Source organism: Pseudomonas sp. FW305-3-2-15-C-LB1, from assembly GCF_058787615.1.
Genome location: NZ_JBYSZX010000007.1, coordinates 214,267 through 231,178, shown reverse-complemented (window position 1 = coordinate 231,178; position 16,912 = coordinate 214,267). Strand labels below are relative to the sequence as shown.

General features: G+C 60.7%; 13 protein-coding genes. 6 read left to right on the top strand and 7 right to left on the bottom strand.

Annotated features, from left to right (window positions below):
- Nucleotides 1–2: 2 nt before the first annotated feature.
- Entirely contained in the window at nucleotides 3–4,658 is a 4,656-nt protein-coding gene (locus tag AC3WP7_RS16360; protein WP_102592207.1) for a dermonecrotic toxin domain-containing protein, read from the top strand.
- A gap of 7 nt (nucleotides 4,659–4,665) precedes the next feature.
- On the opposite strand, the gene pdxR is transcribed toward AC3WP7_RS16360, so the two are convergent.
- On the bottom strand, nucleotides 4,666–6,210 hold the full coding sequence (pdxR, locus tag AC3WP7_RS16355; RefSeq protein WP_093120294.1) for a MocR-like pyridoxine biosynthesis transcription factor PdxR: 1,545 nt from the start codon (nucleotides 6,208–6,210) through the stop codon (nucleotides 4,666–4,668).
- Nucleotides 6,211–6,297: 87 nt separating this feature from the next.
- On the opposite strand from pdxR, the gene AC3WP7_RS16350 reads away from it, so the two are divergent.
- Genes AC3WP7_RS16350 through AC3WP7_RS16340 form a run of 3 tightly spaced genes read left to right on the top strand, consistent with a single transcriptional unit; the run spans nucleotide 6,298 to nucleotide 8,061 of the window.
- The gene (locus tag AC3WP7_RS16350; protein WP_102592206.1) at nucleotides 6,298–6,936 is read left to right on the top strand and encodes an FMN-binding negative transcriptional regulator; all 639 of its coding nucleotides are present in this window, start codon (nucleotides 6,298–6,300) and stop codon (nucleotides 6,934–6,936) included.
- Nucleotides 6,933–7,379: a GNAT family N-acetyltransferase gene (locus AC3WP7_RS16345; RefSeq protein ID WP_093514226.1), complete on the top strand. Its 447-nt coding sequence runs from the start codon at nucleotides 6,933–6,935 to the stop codon at nucleotides 7,377–7,379. The genes AC3WP7_RS16350 and AC3WP7_RS16345 overlap by 4 nt, the downstream gene beginning before the upstream one ends.
- Nucleotides 7,380–7,389: 10 nt before the next feature.
- Nucleotides 7,390–8,061 carry a GNAT family N-acetyltransferase gene (locus tag AC3WP7_RS16340; protein ID WP_102592205.1) on the top strand — a complete coding sequence of 224 codons (672 nt, stop codon included), beginning with the start codon at nucleotides 7,390–7,392 and terminating at the stop codon, nucleotides 8,059–8,061.
- Between the two features lie 70 nt (nucleotides 8,062–8,131).
- Here AC3WP7_RS16340 and AC3WP7_RS16335 read toward each other — a convergent pair whose 3' ends face one another.
- Together AC3WP7_RS16335 and AC3WP7_RS16330 are read right to left on the bottom strand one after the other, a co-directional pair.
- Nucleotides 8,132–8,407, bottom strand: a complete 276-nt coding sequence (locus AC3WP7_RS16335) for a helix-turn-helix domain-containing protein (RefSeq protein WP_092241585.1) — start codon at nucleotides 8,405–8,407, stop codon at nucleotides 8,132–8,134.
- On the bottom strand, nucleotides 8,404–9,729 hold the full coding sequence (locus AC3WP7_RS16330) for a type II toxin-antitoxin system HipA family toxin (RefSeq protein WP_102592204.1): 1,326 nt from the start codon (nucleotides 9,727–9,729) through the stop codon (nucleotides 8,404–8,406). Before AC3WP7_RS16330 ends, AC3WP7_RS16335 begins: the two co-directional genes overlap by 4 nt.
- Before the next feature lie 256 nt (nucleotides 9,730–9,985).
- On the opposite strand from AC3WP7_RS16330, the gene AC3WP7_RS16325 reads away from it, so the two are divergent.
- Nucleotides 9,986–11,278: an autotransporter outer membrane beta-barrel domain-containing protein gene (locus AC3WP7_RS16325; RefSeq protein ID WP_092241581.1), complete on the top strand. Its 1,293-nt coding sequence runs from the start codon at nucleotides 9,986–9,988 to the stop codon at nucleotides 11,276–11,278.
- A gap of 74 nt (nucleotides 11,279–11,352) precedes the next feature.
- Here the strand turns inward: AC3WP7_RS16325 and oadA are convergent, their stop codons facing one another.
- Both oadA and AC3WP7_RS16315 read right to left on the bottom strand, forming a co-directional pair.
- Complete coding sequence (oadA, locus tag AC3WP7_RS16320; protein ID WP_102592203.1) at nucleotides 11,353–13,161, bottom strand: sodium-extruding oxaloacetate decarboxylase subunit alpha; 1,809 nt, start codon at nucleotides 13,159–13,161, stop codon at nucleotides 11,353–11,355.
- Between the two features lie 11 nt (nucleotides 13,162–13,172).
- On the bottom strand, nucleotides 13,173–14,588 hold the full coding sequence (locus AC3WP7_RS16315; protein ID WP_003195732.1) for an acetyl-CoA carboxylase biotin carboxylase subunit: 1,416 nt from the start codon (nucleotides 14,586–14,588) through the stop codon (nucleotides 13,173–13,175).
- A gap of 195 nt (nucleotides 14,589–14,783) precedes the next feature.
- Here AC3WP7_RS16315 and AC3WP7_RS16310 point away from each other — a divergent pair, with 195 nt between their 5' ends.
- The gene (locus AC3WP7_RS16310; RefSeq protein ID WP_093120277.1) at nucleotides 14,784–15,758 is read left to right on the top strand and encodes a LysR family transcriptional regulator; all 975 of its coding nucleotides are present in this window, start codon (nucleotides 14,784–14,786) and stop codon (nucleotides 15,756–15,758) included.
- Here AC3WP7_RS16310 and AC3WP7_RS16305 read toward each other — a convergent pair.
- Entirely contained in the window at nucleotides 15,688–15,885 is a 198-nt protein-coding gene (locus AC3WP7_RS16305) for a PA3496 family putative envelope integrity protein (RefSeq protein WP_083351517.1), read from the bottom strand. The genes AC3WP7_RS16310 and AC3WP7_RS16305 overlap by 71 nt on opposite strands.
- A 148-nt stretch (nucleotides 15,886–16,033) precedes the next feature.
- Nucleotides 16,034–16,900, bottom strand: a complete 867-nt coding sequence (hexR, locus tag AC3WP7_RS16300) for a transcriptional regulator HexR (protein WP_003177007.1) — start codon at nucleotides 16,898–16,900, stop codon at nucleotides 16,034–16,036.
- Between the last annotated feature and the right edge of the window lie 12 nt (nucleotides 16,901–16,912).

Genomic DNA, 16,912 nt, shown 5'->3' with positions numbered 1-16,912 from the left:
AAATGCCCACCCACGCGCACACCAACAACAACCACAACCTGAACGGGCGCCCCACCAACGCCTACGAACTGCTCACCCAACTGACCACCGGACCGTCCACCCGGGAAGTGGCGTCCGATATCTTGCGGTCGGCTCTGCGCGAGCAGTATCCGAGGCTTAACATCGACCCGGATTTGACGATGGTCGTCACGCCACGCTGGCGGGTACTCAAATCGGGCATCGTGCCCGTGCGGCCCCACGTGGAGTCCCTCACCTCGGCGCTGGCACGCCAGGTGCTGGCCTCCAACCCGGTGACCTACATCGAAGGCGAGCACTTTCTCACGCTAAACCCGGAGTCACCGAGCGCCGTGCACCTGCCCGTGAAAATCGACGCCATTGCCCATTTGATCAATGAACTGGCCGGCCTGCTGTTCGTTGCGTCCCAGGAACATCAGCTTGACTACTGGAATGCGTCGAGCGGCAGCACATGGCCACGCTGGCAAATCTTTGCCTATACGTTGCGCAAAGCCTGGAACGTCAGCGTCCATGAGGATTGGGATGTCCTTGAGTGTGCTATGGCACGGGGCCTTTACCAGTTTCCGCGACGCGCCCAACGCGCCACCAGCGACCCCTATAACAGCCGTGCCTACCTGGTGGATACCAGCCTGTTACGCGATGGCCGCACCGTACATGTCGGCGTTCTGGACATGGCAGTGCTGGTCGGCGAGTACAACCAGCGCACAATGATCCTCGCTTACTCACTGGTCAGCGGTTACGAGCGCTTCGAAACCCTTGAGCAATTGGGCCAGGCGCTGCCGGCCAAGCTGATCCAACTGCAATCGGGAACCACCCTGCAGTGGCAGCTGTACGAGCCCGGCGACAATTTTTTCGACAGCCTGGCCTGTGCCCTGATCACCATGCAGATCGAAGCGATCGGCGAGGCGGAGTCATTGATGCCCGGCTCCATTACCCCGCCACCCGAGATGCCTGCGCCGCTCCTGCGGGTGTTCCCCGGTATCGAAAACCTGAGCGATCATGCGTTATCCAACATCCGGCAGATACACCAGCAATTACCGGATTGGCTGACCGATGCCTCGGATCAGGACATCGCCTTTTACAGCCGCTACATCATTGAACTGGCCCAGATCCATACGGCCAACCACGGCCGTTCGTTTCAGGACGATATCCCGCCCCTGCGCGACTACGCCCTGCAGCGACTGCAAGCGCACATCCGCACCCACAAAGAAGGCGCGGGCCTTGATCCTAGAAAAATCGAGGTGGTCATCGAGAGTCCGGTGATCTGGGGAACATTCGCCCTGCCCGGCCAGGTCGATGTCACCCGGCGCAACCTGATCGATCTGACGCTGGAAAACCTCACCGGCCTGCCGACAGGCCAAGCCACCGTGTTTTATGACGGCTCCCTGGCACCCGATTGGATGACGTTCAGCTACCTCAAGGACGTCATCGAAACACTCGACATCGGCGAGCACTACCCGGCACTGATCAAAAGTACATTGCTTGGCGATCCCATCAAGGCCAGGAACCGGGAGTTGCTGTACGCCAGTCATTTGCGGGTGCAACTGCCATTGTTGGCGCTGCACTTGAAGATCCAGCAACGGCAGGGCATTGACGAGTTGGGCTACCGCTACGTCGCCGCGGCGCTGCAAGTGCAACGCCAGGAACAGGAGGTCGACGGGCAGCAGATCGTGATACGCCCACTGGCGTTTGTTCCGACCTTGCGCAAGGGCACTCAGCGCGACGAGGTCGCCAACATGTTCGTGATCGGCCCGCTCAACGCCGCCAGTGGCCCCTGCTTGTTGTACCGACCGCTGCTGGAGCCGGTGTTGACCCAGTTTCCGTCCAGGCAAAATCTGCTGGATGCCATCAAGCAGGATCGAGCGCTGCGCGAATCCGTACTTGCCTGGCTACCCGACGACGTACGCTTCAACTACGAGCAATATGTGTTCCCCGATACCCTGCCGTCGCCGTGGGTCGTGGTGCGGGTGTGGGTGGAACCGGTGACGGCGGTGCATATGAGCGGGCCTATCGAACTGAGCGACGACAGCGTGGGCGGTGACGCGCTCACAGCGCTGTTCCAGGCCAACGCCAGTGCCATGGTCACGCTGGCAGCCCGCCAGTCGGTTTCCAATACCCAGAAACGCTGGGCGACGTTTCGCCAGACCGGTTGGCGGATCTTCAACGCCACGCTGCCTTTCCTGGGCCCCACCGTGGGGGTTGCCGCCTGGATGTGGCAAATCATGGAAGACCTGGAACAGGTGCAGGAAAGTGTAGAGCCCTCAAGCGCCGCCGACGGCTGGAGCGCGCTCGTCGACCTGTGGTTCAACCTGGGCATGGCCCTGGCCTTGCATATAGGGATGCGCCATCCGGCCAAGGAGGCTGCAGCCAAGCCCCTCAAACCGGGCCTTGAGCCACTACCCGAAAACCCCATCGACACCCTGCCCCATATCGTCCCCGAAACAACGGACCAACCGCTGCCCAAGCCCGCGCCCGTTGAAACCAGACAGTTGCAGGACCTGCCTGCCAGCGACCTCTACCCCCTGCATCAAAACACGTTGCACATCAGCGGCGCATTGAGCCGCGCACCTTCGAGCCTGGGAACCCGGCTGGACACCTTCAAGACCGAGAAACCCTCCACCTTGGGTGAGCAGAACAGAAAACCGGGGGCCTACCTGAACCTGTATCCCGATAAAGACCGGTGGTATGCACCGGTTGGTGAGCGTTGGTTCGAAGTCAACCTGGACGAAAATGATAACGTGGTCATCGTTGATCCCCTTGCGCCCGCGCGTACCGGCCCCCTGCTGGTAAGCAACCGCTCCGGGCAATGGTTTGTCGACACACGCCTGCGCCTGCGGGGGGGTGGCCTGCGTAATCGCCGGCGCACCGCTCAACAGCAGAAACCGTCACGCATCAGCGAGTTGAGGCAACACCTCAGCGAGTTCGATGCCAGGGAAAGCAGCGAGCAAGCGGCGCTTTCGGAGTCCCTCGCCGCCATCGGCTCGGAGCCGGGCCCCGCGACCGATTTGCGCCGCGAGGCGTATATCCGAGACGTCAACCGGCGGCTGGACGAATACGAAGAGCCCATCCGGCAGCTCCGGGCGTTGGGCATCATCGACACGGTTCCCCACTACCAGGTGGCGATGGCCGACTACTTGAACAAGCAGTTGCTGCTCACCCGATCTGCGGTGGAGGAGCGCTTGCGGCCCTATCGAGACACCTTGAACAGCACCATTGCGCTCCTGGACGAAGACTCCGCCACTTTGCCGAAGGACAAAGCCCGCCTCGCCGAGGAAATGTCCACGTTGAACCTGGAAATGATCAGTCGCCTGGAATATGTCGACTCGCGTTTCAAAGAACTGGAGAAGCTTGGCGTCGCGGGCGCACAGGTGATCCAGATGTCGTCGAAGGCCTTGCCCAGCCTGAGCCTGCACGACCTCAAGGCCTTACAGATCATGGTCTCGCGCTACCTGTGCATCAAGCGCGGTAACGCCCCGGAGCAGCTGCAGGCTCGCACGCGCCTGAACACCATCGTGACGAACGCCGACCTCGCCGTACAAAGCTACCTCGATACCCAACAGCCTGAAGCCGACAGCCCCTTGCCCGAACGTATCGAAGCACTCGACAGCCTGGTGGACCAATTCACGATCACCGATCAACGCCTGCGTGATTTGCACACCGACGCCGGCCATCAGGTACTCAGGGAGCCTCTCAACGAGCTGCTCAAGCTTGTCGACCAATTCAACCAGCTGGCGGTTCGCGACCTGGCCGTGTTGATAAGGGAACGCAGGGCGCTGGAACCCAAGCCAGGCCCTTCTCGCGCTGCGCCGCCGGCACGCCGCAAAATCATCAAGACACGCTTTCACGGGGTGATCGTGGGCGAACCGCGCGAGGCGGACCCGACATTGGTGGATGTCATAGCACCATTGACCGGCAATGTGATCGCCACCTTCCACGAAAAGTCGCCGACCGTCTGGGTCAAGCACATCGAGGAACGCTCCCGCCCCTCAACCTCCCGACCCGTCAACCTGGACACCAGCCTCAAGGAGGGCCAGTCCCTTCTCGACGGCGTGCCCACCGTGCTCAAACGGCTCGAGAAGTCAGGCAAACCCTGGCGCCTGCCGCTGGATGTCGAAGGGCTGTACCACTTGGAAGTGCCGCCCCTGGAGCGGGCCATCGAGCACATCGAAGATGCACTCACCCAGCGCAACCTAACGGAAATCGACCACCCCCAGGCCGCAGAACTCAAGCGCAAGCTCAATGACGCGGTGCAGCAGTTCTATGCGCAAGGTAAAAGCACGCGTATCAGGATGATCAAGCAGCAGCCGCCTGTGGCCGATCGTGTGGAGTGGCTGTACAAGCAGGGCGAGATAACCGTGAGAAAAACCCTCACGCGCAAGCGCCTGAAACGCCGTAACGACTTTCTGGACGAATATGAAGTGCTCGATCACAAGACCCGTGCCGTGCTGTGGTACGCCCACTTTCACTATCCCTCGGCGCAAGCAGAGGTGAGGGACTTTGTCGCTGGCCACTTCAAGACCGTGGAACAACAAAAACTTGGCGGGGCCGTTCAGTACACCAGGCTGAACGATAAGCAGCAGATTGAAATTGAGCGAGCCGCCATCGGCCCCTCACTGGCCACAGAGATGTTTTTCAACACTTGATGCATCGTCAGTGAACACCCTGCCATACCGTACGCAGGCGCTCCAGGGCCTGCACGATGGCAGGTTCCGGCACGGCGGCGAACCCCAGCACCAGACCGGCGCGCTGGTCCGCAGGCGGGCTGGATTGCGCGAGCCAATAACTGCTCAAGCCATTGATTTCAACCTCTACGGCCCGCGCCAGGTCGAGCAGCTGTTGCTCGCGGGCGAGGCTGTCCACGCGCACGGTCAAATGCAGCCCTGCCGCGACACTGGGCAGTTCACCCACGCCGGCCAACCCGCTTGGCCAGCCCGCCAGCAAGGCATTGCGCCGGCTCAGCGCAGCACGGCGCATACGGCGGATATGCCGCTGGAAATGCCCGGCAGCCATGAACTCGGCCATCACCGCCTGGGTGCTGACTTCGGAGTGGCGCATGTCGACGGCACGGCGCCGGGCGAACGCATCCACCAGGCCCGCCGGCAACACCAGGTAACCCAGGCGCAACGCGGGAAAGGCCACCTTGCCGAAGGTGCCGACATAGAGCACGCGCCCACTGCGATCCAGCGCGGCCAGGGGCGACAACGGTGCACCGCTGTAGCGGTACTCGCCGTCGTAGTCGTCCTCGATGATCCAACCGCCCGTGCGCTCGGCCCAGGCCAGCAGTTCCAGGCGGCGCGCCAGGCTCATCACCACACCCATCGGATACTGGTGGGAAGGCGTGACGTAAGCCACCCGACAATCCTCCAGGCTATTGAGCACCTGGCAATCAATACCCTCGCCATCCACCGGCACGCCGTGCAATTTGCCGCCCGCCAGGGCGAACGCATGCCCCGCCGCGCGATAGCCGGGGTTTTCCACCGCCACGCCGTCCCCTGGCTCCACCAGCAACTGTGCACAAAGGCTGATTGCCTGCTGCGCGCCACTGGTGATCACTATTTGTTCAGCCGTGCACTGCATGCCTCGTGAGCTGCGCAAGTAGGCGGCAATCAGGCCCCGCAGTCGGCCGTCGCCCGCGGGGTCGCCGTAGCACAGCAGCTCCAGGTCCGGCTTGCGCCAGAAGGCCCCGTTCAGCTTGGCCCAGACCTCGAACGGGAACAGATCGAAGGCTGGCACACCCACGCGAAATGCCCGTGGCGGGCCGGCTGGAGGCAGAGACAGGTGGTTGGTTTTTATCCGTGCCAAGCCCGCGCTGTGGATAACTTCACTGTCCAGGTCTTCCGGCAAATCCGTCCACTTTGTGGATAAGGCTGGGGATAAGCCTGTTGAAAACCCTGTGGATACTTTTGTGGATAGTTTTTTTGCGGTGGGCAATTGGGCGACATAGGTGCCATCGCCGACCCGACTTTCAATAAACCCTTCTGCATACAGCTGATCGTAGGCGCGTACCACGCTGTTGCGGGAAATCGACAACGCCGTCGCCAGGTCACGGGTGGCGGGAAGGCGCGTCCCGCTGACCAACCGACCGTCCAGCACCCGCTGGCGCAGGGCGTCATACAGCTGGCGCGTCAGGCCTTGGCGGCGATCCAGTTCAATACCAGCGGGGTTGAACGACAGGGGCGGCGAGACAGGCGACATATTGGACCTATGAAATGGGTGCCAGATGGCTCTTTCAACGAGCCATTAGCCTGCCTAGGATGCAGGCATTCGCCAAGGAATTTTTCCATGTACACACCTCGCGCCTTTGCCCTCGACGATTTGCCCGAACTGCAGCAACTGATCCAGCACACCCGCCTGGCGCAGTTGGTGACCTTTGGCGAGCAAGGCCTGCAAGCCAGTCACTTGCCCTTGCTGCTCAACCCGGATGAAGGCCCCAACGGCATGCTCTACGGGCACCTGGCCAAAGCCAATCCGCAGTGGAAAGACCTGCAGAACGGCAGCGAAGCGCTGGTGATCTTTGCCGGTGCCGAGGCCTACATCAGCCCGGCGTTCTACCCGGCCAAGGCCGAGCACGGCAAAGTCGTGCCTACCTGGAACTACATCGCCGTGCACGCTTATGGCAAAGCCGAGGTATTCAACGATGCCGAGCGCTTGCTCGCGGTGGTCACTGCGCTGACCGATCGCCATGAAGGCGGCCGCGCCCAGCCCTGGAAGGTCAGCGACGCTCCAGCCGATTACATCGACGGCATGCTCAAGGCCATCGTCGGCTTCGCCCTGCCGATCGAACGCCTGATCGGTAAACGCAAACTCAGCCAGAACCGCAGCGCGGCCGACTTGGCCGGCGTTCGTGCTGGCCTGGCAACCAGCGCCGATGTGCGCGACCAGACCCTCGCCCGCTTTATTCCCCAAGGAGACCCAGAATGAGCCCGATCAATATCCGCCAGGTCACCGCCGCCGACCACGCTGCCTGGTTGCCGCTGTGGCAGGCGTACTTGAAGTTCTATGAAACCGAACTGCCGGACGCGGTCAGCCAAAGCACCTGGCAACGCTTGATCGACGCCAGCGAACCGACCCACTCGGCCCTGGCCTGGCAGGACGGCAAAGCGGTGGGCATGGTCAACTTCATCTACCATCGCTCCAATTGGAGCATCGAGAATTCCTGCTACCTGCAGGACTTGCTGGTGGACCCGGCCCAACGTGGCACCGGCGTCGGTCGCAAGCTGATCGAGTTCGTCTACGCCACCGCCAAGGCCGATGGCTGCGCCAAGGTGCATTGGCTGACCCACGAAACCAATGCCACCGCGATCCAACTCTACGAACGCATCGCCGAACGCCCTGGGTTCATCCAATTTCGCAAAGGTCTTTAAGGAGCGCAGCATGACTACTTCCCTCGCCGACTGGAAAGGCGCACCGGCCCCTACCGTCACACTGCTTGAAGGACGCTTCATCCGCCTGGAAAAACTCGACCCGGCCCGCCATGGCGACGAATTGTTCCAGGCCCTCCAGGGCCCCGGTGCCGACCCCAAGCTGTGGGACTACTTGCCATACGGCCCCTTCCCGGAGCGCAGCGCCTTCAATGACTGGCTGAACAACCACGCGTCCCACAGCGACCCGTATTTCTTCTGCGTGATCGACCGCCAGACCGGCCAGGTACAGGGGCTTCTCAGCCTGATGTCCATCGTTCCCGCACAGGGCCGCATCGAAATCGGCCACGTCACCTTCGGTGCGCCCATGCAGCGCTCGCCGAAAAGCACCGAAGCGGTGTACTTGCTGGCCAAATACGCGTTCGAACAGGGCTACCGCCGCCTGGAATGGAAGTGCAACAACGCCAACGATCGCTCCAGATACGCGGCCGAGCGGTTGGGCTTCAGCTTCGAAGGGGTGTTCCGCCAGCACATGGTGGTCAAGGGCAGGAACCGTGATACCGCGTGGTACTCGATCATCGATTCGCAGTGGCCCAAGGTTGGAGCGGGGTTTGAGAAGTGGTTATCGCAGGAGAATCAGCGCGGGGATGGGCAGGTGAAAACATTGGCGGAGTGTCGCGCCTGAATCGTCAAACCTGCGTTGATCCATGTGGGAGCCAGGCTCCCACATGGATCTTCAGTGCTAGCGCCATTACCTAGAGGCTTCTGCGAACCTTCACCACGCCCATCTTCAATCCGAATGGCCGGAAGACTGCATTCAGCGATTTCAGCGTCTGATTGCCTTCGCCATGCTCGATATGCACCAAAGTGCGCACGGAAATTTTGCACATCCTGGCAAACTGGCTTTGATGCAGGCCGGTGACTTCCGTACGCAAGCGGCGTACCGCTTCGGCGATTTCCAGCGTGCCCTCTGCCAAGGCATCCTGAATGCTTTCAATCAACAGGGTTCGTTCTTCGACTGTCAAGCTCATTTCAGTCCCCATTCTTTCAACCGCTGCGGCAAATGTTTCAACGCAATGCCGGGATGGTTCATTGTCACTGCAGGCAGGCCGCTGGCATTGAGTATGTCTGGCAGGGCTGAAAGCTGTTGCGCGGCCTCCCTCAGGTCTTCGAACAGCTTCTCGCTGTCGACAAGATCACCCAGCAAATGACATACACCCCGCCAATCCACATCGCCCGCCCGTTCAAGCTCCCTGGGCCATTTGGTCGTGCGCGTGATGCCTTCGTCGTCCATTACCATCGGCGCCAAATCGTAAATGGGTGCAAGACGCAGGGCGTTCACTTCGCGAATAATCGAGATATTGCGACCATGGTTGTCCGAGTTGCCGAGGATTTTGTTCAAAAGATCGCGCTTGAGGTACTCAGAGACCAACGCCGGTACTTGATTGGACTGACCAGCCTCTCGCCACAATTCAACCAACAACGTGACAACATCGCGATGCGCCATGGCGCTGCCAGGCACCGAGACACCCGCCAAAGAGTAGATTGACTCCACGGCATAGCGTTCAACCCCCTGCGCAGTGACGCGTCGATCAAAACGGTGCATCCACACACTGGGCTTGCTCGCCTCCTCCAGCGACAACCCCGACTTCGCCACAGTATCAATACCCAAGGTCTGCAAGGCTTTGTAGTAGTGGAATTCACTACGCAGAATGTCCTGATCTGTCTGCGTGCCTTTGTTGCGTGCAAATTTCACAAACCAATGCTGCTTGACCTGCTTGTCGTCCAGCACCGCATCCGGAAATAGCAACCCATCCTGGTTTTCTGTCAGCAGTAACTTTGGCGCCTCCCCGCCCGCGCCCGTGGCCCCACCGATGGCTGCGCCTTGCTCATAGGCATACTCAAGGAAACGGTTGTCCCGTCGGACAACCTCATCACGTTCAAACCCCATGGGGGTTCGATCGTCCAAAGCCTCAATCGATTCTTTGATTCGCATATGGCCAATGGAGGCAGGCGTACTGCGCATCAACAGAAAAAGGTCTGCACTGACGTCAGCCGGCTTATCCCCACCAATACGCGCCATCAGAAACCGTTTAGCGGCACCCGCCGGTGCGATGTCATGTACAAAAGCAGGAGCACTCTGGGCTCTCCCACCCTCCCATTGCAGTGGGAACCTGGCACTCACGGAGGTGGCGAAGGGCGTCGCCATTTCATCAAGGTGTTCCACCAGATAGCGCTGGTCATAACCAAAACTGCACCGACTTTCGAAACCCAGTTGCGGCGTATCGACTGTCAGGAGCATGGCGTCCTGCCATTTTCCTTCGGCGTAGATTTGTAATGTCAGACGGACCATGGCTCTCACCTGCAATTTAATGCATTCACCAGCTGAAAAAGCGAACTGAAATTGCAATATAGTGCAGATATGGAACCCATGCACCCCCTATGAACGCAATAAAATGCAGATTCAAAAAGCACCGACCAAAGTAGGATCAGTTTTTAATCGCGCATCACTAGAGACAACTCCCGCAAACCAGGGGTCGATGGCCTGACAGTTATCACCACACCATCTCGCTAAATTCCCGGCCTCATTCATCAGAGGTTGGGATTTCATGCCTTTTACACCGCACAGAGTTGCCCTTGTCATTGCCCTTGCACTCAGCACCGCCAGCCTTCAAACCGCACAGGCGCGGGGCGATATCGAATACAGGCCGTACTGGTATCAGCCCTACGATCCGCTGGATGACGACTGGTTCTACACACCCGAACCCAAAGCGCTGCCCCTGGACGGTTATCTCATCCGCAAGGCCACCTCGCACAACGGCTTGCAAGTGGCAAAAGTGCTGGAGCCCGCATTGATTCGTTTGCTGAAGTCCGGAGAGCTGACTTCCGAACAAATCAAAGCCCTGGATAAATTCGGGGAAGCGCTGGAGAAACAGCCCGGCGGGATCGGTGCAAGCCTTGAGCAATTGGCCGGCAGCCAGAACGCCAACCTCGCGGGTGCAACGCAAAACACCACACAACACATCGGCAGCCAATTGCTCTCGAACCTACGCACACTGCCCGCCGACGACGAGGGACACTTCTGGGTTCAAGGCCTGGGCCACGACGGCCGCCTCGACGAACAAGGCGGCAGCGCCGGCTTGAAATACAGCACCGAAGGCCTGCTGTTGGGCGCCGACTGGGCGCTGGATCACGCCTGGCGCGTGGGTGTCATGGGCGCAAAATCCACCAGCCACCTCGATACCCCGCGCTTCGCGTCCGAGTTGGACAGTTGGCACCTGGGCGGTTATGCCGTGCGCCAGGACGGCCCGTTGGCCCTACGCCTGGGCGCGATCTACAGCGACCATGCGGGGCAGAACAAACGTAACGTCAACCTGCTGGATTACAAGGAGCAACTCAGGGGCCAATACAACGCCCAGAGCCAGACCCTGTTTTCCGAACTGGGCTATCAACTGGGCAGCGCGGATCTCAGCGTGGAGCCCTTCGCCGGCCTCGGTTTCCAGCGCTACCACCGTGACGGCTTCAAGGAAACCGGTGGCCTGAGCGCGCTGAACGTTGGCGCACAAACCCAGCAGAACCTGAGCAGCACCGTGGGCCTTCGCCTGGCAACGGTGTATCGATTCGATAACCAGGTCAGCCTCACACCTCATCTCAGCACCGGCTGGAAACACCTCTACGGCGAGGTCGAAAGCCAGGTGCGCCAGTCCTACCGCGCATTGCCAGGGCGGGTTGACGGCTTCACGGTCCAGGGCACTTCGCTGGATCGCAATAGCCTGGATCTGCAAGCCGGGCTGGACCTGGCCCTGTCGACACAACACACCGTCGGCCTGACCTACAGCGCCCAGGCCGGTACCAACAGCCGTAACCAAGGCCTGATGGGACAATGGAAGATGAGCTTCTGACCCACCAAATTCCAGGCAAAAAAAAGGGGGCACCTGCCCCCCCGAGGATTAAGCGGTAGTGTCGAAGGCTGTTTTCAGCCTTCGATTTCAATCAGGATTTCGCCAGGGTTGACCCGGTCGCCCTTGGCCACATGAACGGCAGTCACCTTGCCGGCAATCGCGGCCTGTACTTCGGTTTCCATCTTCATGGCTTCGGTAATCAGCACGGCCTGGCCGGCCTTGACCACATCGCCTTCCTTGACCAGCACGTCGACGATATTACCCGGCATCGCCGTGCTGACATGGCCCGGCGCGGTAGCATGCTTGCGGTTGCTGCTGCCACCGCTGACGAACTCGTTGAGCGGCTCGAACACCACTTCTTCCGGCATGCCATCGATGGACAGGTAGAAGTGGCGCTTGCCCTCGGCCTTGACGCCTACACCAGTAATGTCCACGCGATAGCTTTCACCGTGCACGTCGATGACGAACTCAGTCGGGACGCCTTCGCCACCGGCACGCGCCACGCCGCCCGCTTCCGGGATCGGCAGCAGCACTTCCGGCGCCAGGGTGCCCGCGTCGCGTTCTTCGAGGAACTTGCGCCCGATGTCCGGGAACATCGCGTAGGTCAGCACGTCTTCTTCGGACTTGGCCAACGCGCCGATCTCACCACGCAGCTTGGTCATTTCCGGCTTGAGCAGGTCGGCCGGGCGTACGTCAATCACCTCTTCGCTGCCGATGGCCTGGCGCCGCAGTTTCTCGTTTACGGTGCCCGGCGCCTTGCCGTAGCCGCCTTGCAGGTAGAGCTTCACTTCGTTGGTGATGGTCTTGTAGCGCTCGCCGGCCAGCACGTTGAAGAACGCCTGGGTGCCGACGATCTGCGAGGTCGGGGTGACCAGCGGCGGGAAGCCGAGGTCTTCACGCACGCGCGGGATCTCGGCCAGCACTTCGCTCATGCGGCTGAGGGCGCCCTGCTCTTTCAACTGGTTGGCCAGGTTGGAAATCATCCCGCCCGGCACCTGGTTGACTTGCACACGGGTGTCGACAGCGGTGAATTCGCTTTCGAACTGGTGGTACTTCTTGCGCACGGCGTAGAAGTACAGGCCGATCTCTTGCAGCAGTTCCAGGCTCAGGCCGGTGTCGAACTCGCTGCCTTTAAGAGCGGCGACCATCGACTCGGTGCCCGGGTGGCTGGTGCCCCAGGCGAAGCTGGAGATGGCGGTGTCGATATGGTCCGCACCGTTTTCAATCGCCTTGAGTTGGCACATCGCGGCCAAACCTGCAGTGTCATGCGAGTGGATAAAGATCGGCAGGCTCTGCTCGGCCTTCAACGCCTTGACCAGCTCACCCGTGGCATACGGGGTCAACAGACCAGCCATGTCCTTGATCGCGATGGAGTCGCAACCCATGGATTCCAGTTGCTTGGCTTGGGCCACGAAGGCTTCGACGGTGTGCACCGGGCTGGTGGTGTAGGCGATGGTGCCCTGGGCATGCTTGCCGGCGGCCTTCACCGCTTCGATGGCGACGCGCAGGTTACGCACGTCGTTCATGGCGTCGAAAATGCGGAATACGTCGATGCCATTTACGGCGGCCTTGGCGACGAAGGCTTTGACCACGTCGTCGCTGTAGTGGCGGTAGCCCAGCAGGTTCTGGCCGCGCAGCAGCATTTGCAGGCGGGTGTTGGGCAATGCGGCGCGCAGTTTGCGCAGGCGCTCCCACGGGTCTTCCTTGAGGAAGCGCACGCAGGCGTCGAAGGTCGCGCCGCCCCAGACTTCCAGGGACCAGTAGCCGACTTTGTCGAGCTTGTCGCAGATCGGCAGCATGTCGTCGGTGCGCATGCGGGTCGCCAGCAACGATTGGTGGGCGTCGCGCAGGATGGTGTCGGTGACAAAGATTTTCTTGGACATTGTTGTATTCCTCACAGGCCTGCGTGGGCGGCGATGGCGGCGGCGATGGCCAGGGCCAGCTCTTCGGGTTTGCGCTTGATCGAGTAGTTGGTCAGCTCAGGGTGGCTTTCCACGAAACTGGTGTTGAACTGGCCGCTGCGGAATTCCGGGTTGCGCAGGATTTCCTGGTAGTAAGCGGCGGTGGTCTTCACGCCTTGCAGGCGCATGTCATCCAGGGCACGCAGGCCGCGGTCCATGGCTTCTTCCCAGGTCAACGCCCATACCACCAGTTTCAGGCACATGGAGTCGTAGAACGGCGGGATGGTGTAGCCGGTGTAGATCGCCGTATCGGTACGCACGCCGGGACCGCCGGGCGCGTAGTAACGGGTGATCTTGCCGAAGCTTGGCAGGAAGTTGTTTTTCGGGTCTTCAGCGTTGATACGGAACTGCAACGCGAAACCACGGTGCTGGATGTCTTCCTGTTTCACCGACAGCGGCAGGCCGGAGGCGATGCGGATCTGTTCACGAACGATGTCGATCCCGGTGATTTCTTCGGTGATGGTGTGTTCCACCTGCACCCGGGTGTTCATCTCCATGAAGTACACTTCGCCCTCGGCGAGCAGGAACTCCACGGTGCCGGCGTTCTCGTAGCCCACGGCCTTGGCGGCGCGCACCGACAGGTCGCCGATGTAGGCGCGCTGTTCAGGGGTCAGTTGCGGGCTTGGGGCGATTTCGATGAGCTTCTGGTTACGGCGCTGGATCGAGCAATCACGCTCGAACAGGTGCACCACGTTGCCGAAACTGTCACCGAGGATCTGCGCCTCGATGTGCTTGGGATTGACGATGCACTTTTCCAGGAACACTTCCGCCGAACCGAAGGCCTTGGTGGCTTCGGAGATCACACGGGGGAAGGCTTGTTCAAGTTCTTCGCGGCTGTTGCAGCGACGGATACCACGACCACCACCACCGGAGGTGGCCTTGAGCATCACCGGGTAACCAATGCGGTCGCCTTCGGTGAGTGCCTCGTGGATATCCGCGACGTTGCCTTCGGTACCCGGCGTGACCGGCACACCGGCCTTGATCATGCTGCGGCGCGCTTCGGTCTTGTCGCCCATGCGGCGAATGACTTCAGCCGATGGACCAATGAACTTGATGCCGCGTTCAGCGCAGATGTCCGCCAGTTCGGCGTTTTCAGACAGGAAGCCATAGCCGGGGTGCAGCGCATCGCAGCCGGTTTCCACCGCCAGGTTCACCAGCTTGCGTGGGTTCAGGTAGCCGGCCAGGGGCTCGGCACCAATGCTGTGGGCTTCGTCGGCACGCTTGACGTGCAACGCGTGGCGGTCGGCATCGGAGTAGACCGCGACCGAGCGAATGCCCATCTCGGCGCAGGCACGCACGATTCGTACGGCAATTTCACCACGGTTGGCGATCAGGATCTTTTTTATCACTTGGAAATTCCCTTGAGCCGATTGCTGCGTTCTTCGACCCGCTGGAGCCGGGTCGGCGCGTGACCAAATGTTTCATGACAGTCGCGAGACACACACTAAGCCCGCCAAGGGATTAACAAAAATCAATAATTATTGGGTTGGGCATAAGTAAAGACTTATAGTCATCCGGACAGCTTGCGGCGAGAGCACTAAGAAATGCGTAAGTCACTGATGAGACTGACATTGCGTCAATTGCAGATCTTCCATGAGGTGTGCGATTTGCGTTCCTACAGCCGTGCGGCCGAGGAAATGTCCCTCACGCAACCGGCCGTCAGCCTGCAAATTCGCCAGTTGGAAGAGCTGATCGGCCAGCCGCTGTTCGATTACGTGGGCAAAAAGCTCTACATGACCGAGGCAGCCGAAGCCTTGCAGCGCGCCAGCCGCGATATCTTCGGACGTCTGGAAAACCTCGATATGCAGCTCTCGGACATGCAGGGCTCGTTGCAGGGCCAGTTGAAACTGGCGATTGAGTCCAGCGCCAAGTACTTCGTGCCGCACCTGTTCGCCGCCTTCAAGCGCCAGCATCCGGAAGTGCAGTTGCAGTTGACGGTGGTGAACCGCGCCCAGGTGATTCGCCGGCTTTCGGACAACCGCGACGACCTGGTGATCATGTCCATGGTGCCCCAGGACATGGGCCTGGAATTCCTGCCGTTCCTCAACAACCCGATTGTCGCCGTGGCGCCGCCCGACCATCCCTTGAGCCTGCAAGGCCCGCTGCGCCTGCAGGACCTGGAACCCTACACCCTGCTGCTGCGCGAGCCGGGCTCCGGCACGCGACTGGCCTGCGAGGAGTACTTCAAGGAAAAACGCGTGCACTTCACCCAGACCGTGGAAGTAGCCTCGGCCGAGGCGCAGCGTGAATGTGTTTGTGCGGGATTGGGCGTGGCCCTGTTGACGCGTCATGCGGTCAACATGGAACTGGCCACCGGCGGGCTCCGGGAGCTGCCGGTGGAAGAGCTGCCACTGTACCGCAGTTGGTGCCTGGTGCAGGCCAAGGCCAAGCGCCTGTCACCGGTGGCCCATGCGTTCCTGGGCTTTATCCGCAGCGAGAGGGTGCAGATCAGCGTACTGGCTGAGCGTTTCGCTGGGCTGCCGCGGGCGCCTGCCAGTGGAGTTCCGGGTAGTCGCTGATGCTCTGGAGCAACTGGCGCTCCTCACAGCGGTCTTCGATTGCGCGACGGAACGCCATGCGGCGCTGGTCTTCCTGCTGACGACGGGTTTTGACGGAGCTGTTGCTGTCTTCGTAAGTCCGGGCCATTTGGAGTCTCCCAATGCGAGTACGGGGAGTTCAGGATGGCCCTGGGCGATGACGCAGCGATGACAGCCTGATGAAGATTCTGGGTTTGCAGGAGATCCAAATGTGGGAGGGGGCTTGCCCCCTCCCACATTTTGCTCTGTGTACCGCTTTAGTCATCGAGGGCTTTGACGGACTTGGGGGACAAGCGCAGGCTGCGCAAGCTGCGCTTCACGCTCTTGAGGTGGTTGACCAGGCTCGGCCCGCGCGCCATGGCCACGCCCATCGCCAATACATCGATCACCACCAGATGGGCGATGCGCGAGGTCAGCGGGGTATAGATCTCGGTGTCTTCATGCACATCGATCGCCAGGTTGACCGTGGACAGTTCCGCCAACGGCGTCTGGCTCGGGCACAGGGTGATCAACGATGCACCGCTTTCACGCACCAGGTTGGCAGTGATCAGCAGGTCCTTGGAGCGGCCCGACTGGGAAATGCAGATGGCGACGTCAGTAGGTTTCAGGGTCACCGCCGACATGGCCTGCATGTGCGGGTCACTGTAGGCCGCAGCGGTCAGCAGCAAGCGGAAGAACTTGTGCTGGGCATCGGCGGCCACCGCACCTGAAGCACCGAAGCCATAGAACTCCACACGCTGGGCCTGGGACATGGCCGTCACGGCCTTTTGCAACTCCACCGGGTCGAGCTTCTCGCGCACTTCCATGAGCGTGTGCAAGGTGGTGTCGAAGATTTTCAGGCTGTAGTCGGCGACGGAATCGTCTTCATGGATCGCGAACTGCCCGAAGCTGGCACCGGCGGCCAGGCTCTGGGCCAGCTTGAGTTTCAAGTCCTGGAACCCGGAACAACCGATGGCGCGGCAGAATCGCACGATGGTCGGTTCGCTGATACCCACGCTATGGGCCAGGTCGGCCATCGAACTGTGCATCACAGCCGCAGGGTCAAGCAGCACGTGATCGGCAACCTTGAGTTCCGATTTGCGTAACAGGTGGCGCGACTGGGCGATATGTTGCAACAGGTTCAAAGGGCAGGACTC

Excerpts from the sequence above, each read along its gene's own strand:
- AC3WP7_RS16345 (WP_093514226.1), top strand. The coding sequence starts at position 6,933 with ATGAGCCCGATCAATATCCGCCAGGTCACCGCCGCCGACCACGCTGCC.
- AC3WP7_RS16310 (WP_093120277.1), top strand. The coding sequence starts at position 14,784 with ATGCGTAAGTCACTGATGAGACTGACATTGCGTCAATTGCAGATCTTC.
- pdxR (WP_093120294.1), bottom strand. The coding sequence starts at position 6,210 with ATGTCGCCTGTCTCGCCGCCCCTGTCGTTCAACCCCGCTGGTATTGAA.
- AC3WP7_RS16335 (WP_092241585.1), bottom strand. The coding sequence starts at position 8,407 with ATGAGCTTGACAGTCGAAGAACGAACCCTGTTGATTGAAAGCATTCAG.
- AC3WP7_RS16350 (WP_102592206.1), top strand. The coding sequence starts at position 6,298 with ATGTACACACCTCGCGCCTTTGCCCTCGACGATTTGCCCGAACTGCAG.
- AC3WP7_RS16360 (WP_102592207.1), top strand. The coding sequence starts at position 3 with ATGCCCACCCACGCGCACACCAACAACAACCACAACCTGAACGGGCGC.
- AC3WP7_RS16305 (WP_083351517.1), bottom strand. The coding sequence starts at position 15,885 with ATGGCCCGGACTTACGAAGACAGCAACAGCTCCGTCAAAACCCGTCGT.
- oadA (WP_102592203.1), bottom strand. The coding sequence starts at position 13,161 with ATGTCCAAGAAAATCTTTGTCACCGACACCATCCTGCGCGACGCCCAC.
- AC3WP7_RS16325 (WP_092241581.1), top strand. The coding sequence starts at position 9,986 with ATGCCTTTTACACCGCACAGAGTTGCCCTTGTCATTGCCCTTGCACTC.
- AC3WP7_RS16330 (WP_102592204.1), bottom strand. The coding sequence starts at position 9,729 with ATGGTCCGTCTGACATTACAAATCTACGCCGAAGGAAAATGGCAGGAC.
- AC3WP7_RS16340 (WP_102592205.1), top strand. The coding sequence starts at position 7,390 with ATGACTACTTCCCTCGCCGACTGGAAAGGCGCACCGGCCCCTACCGTC.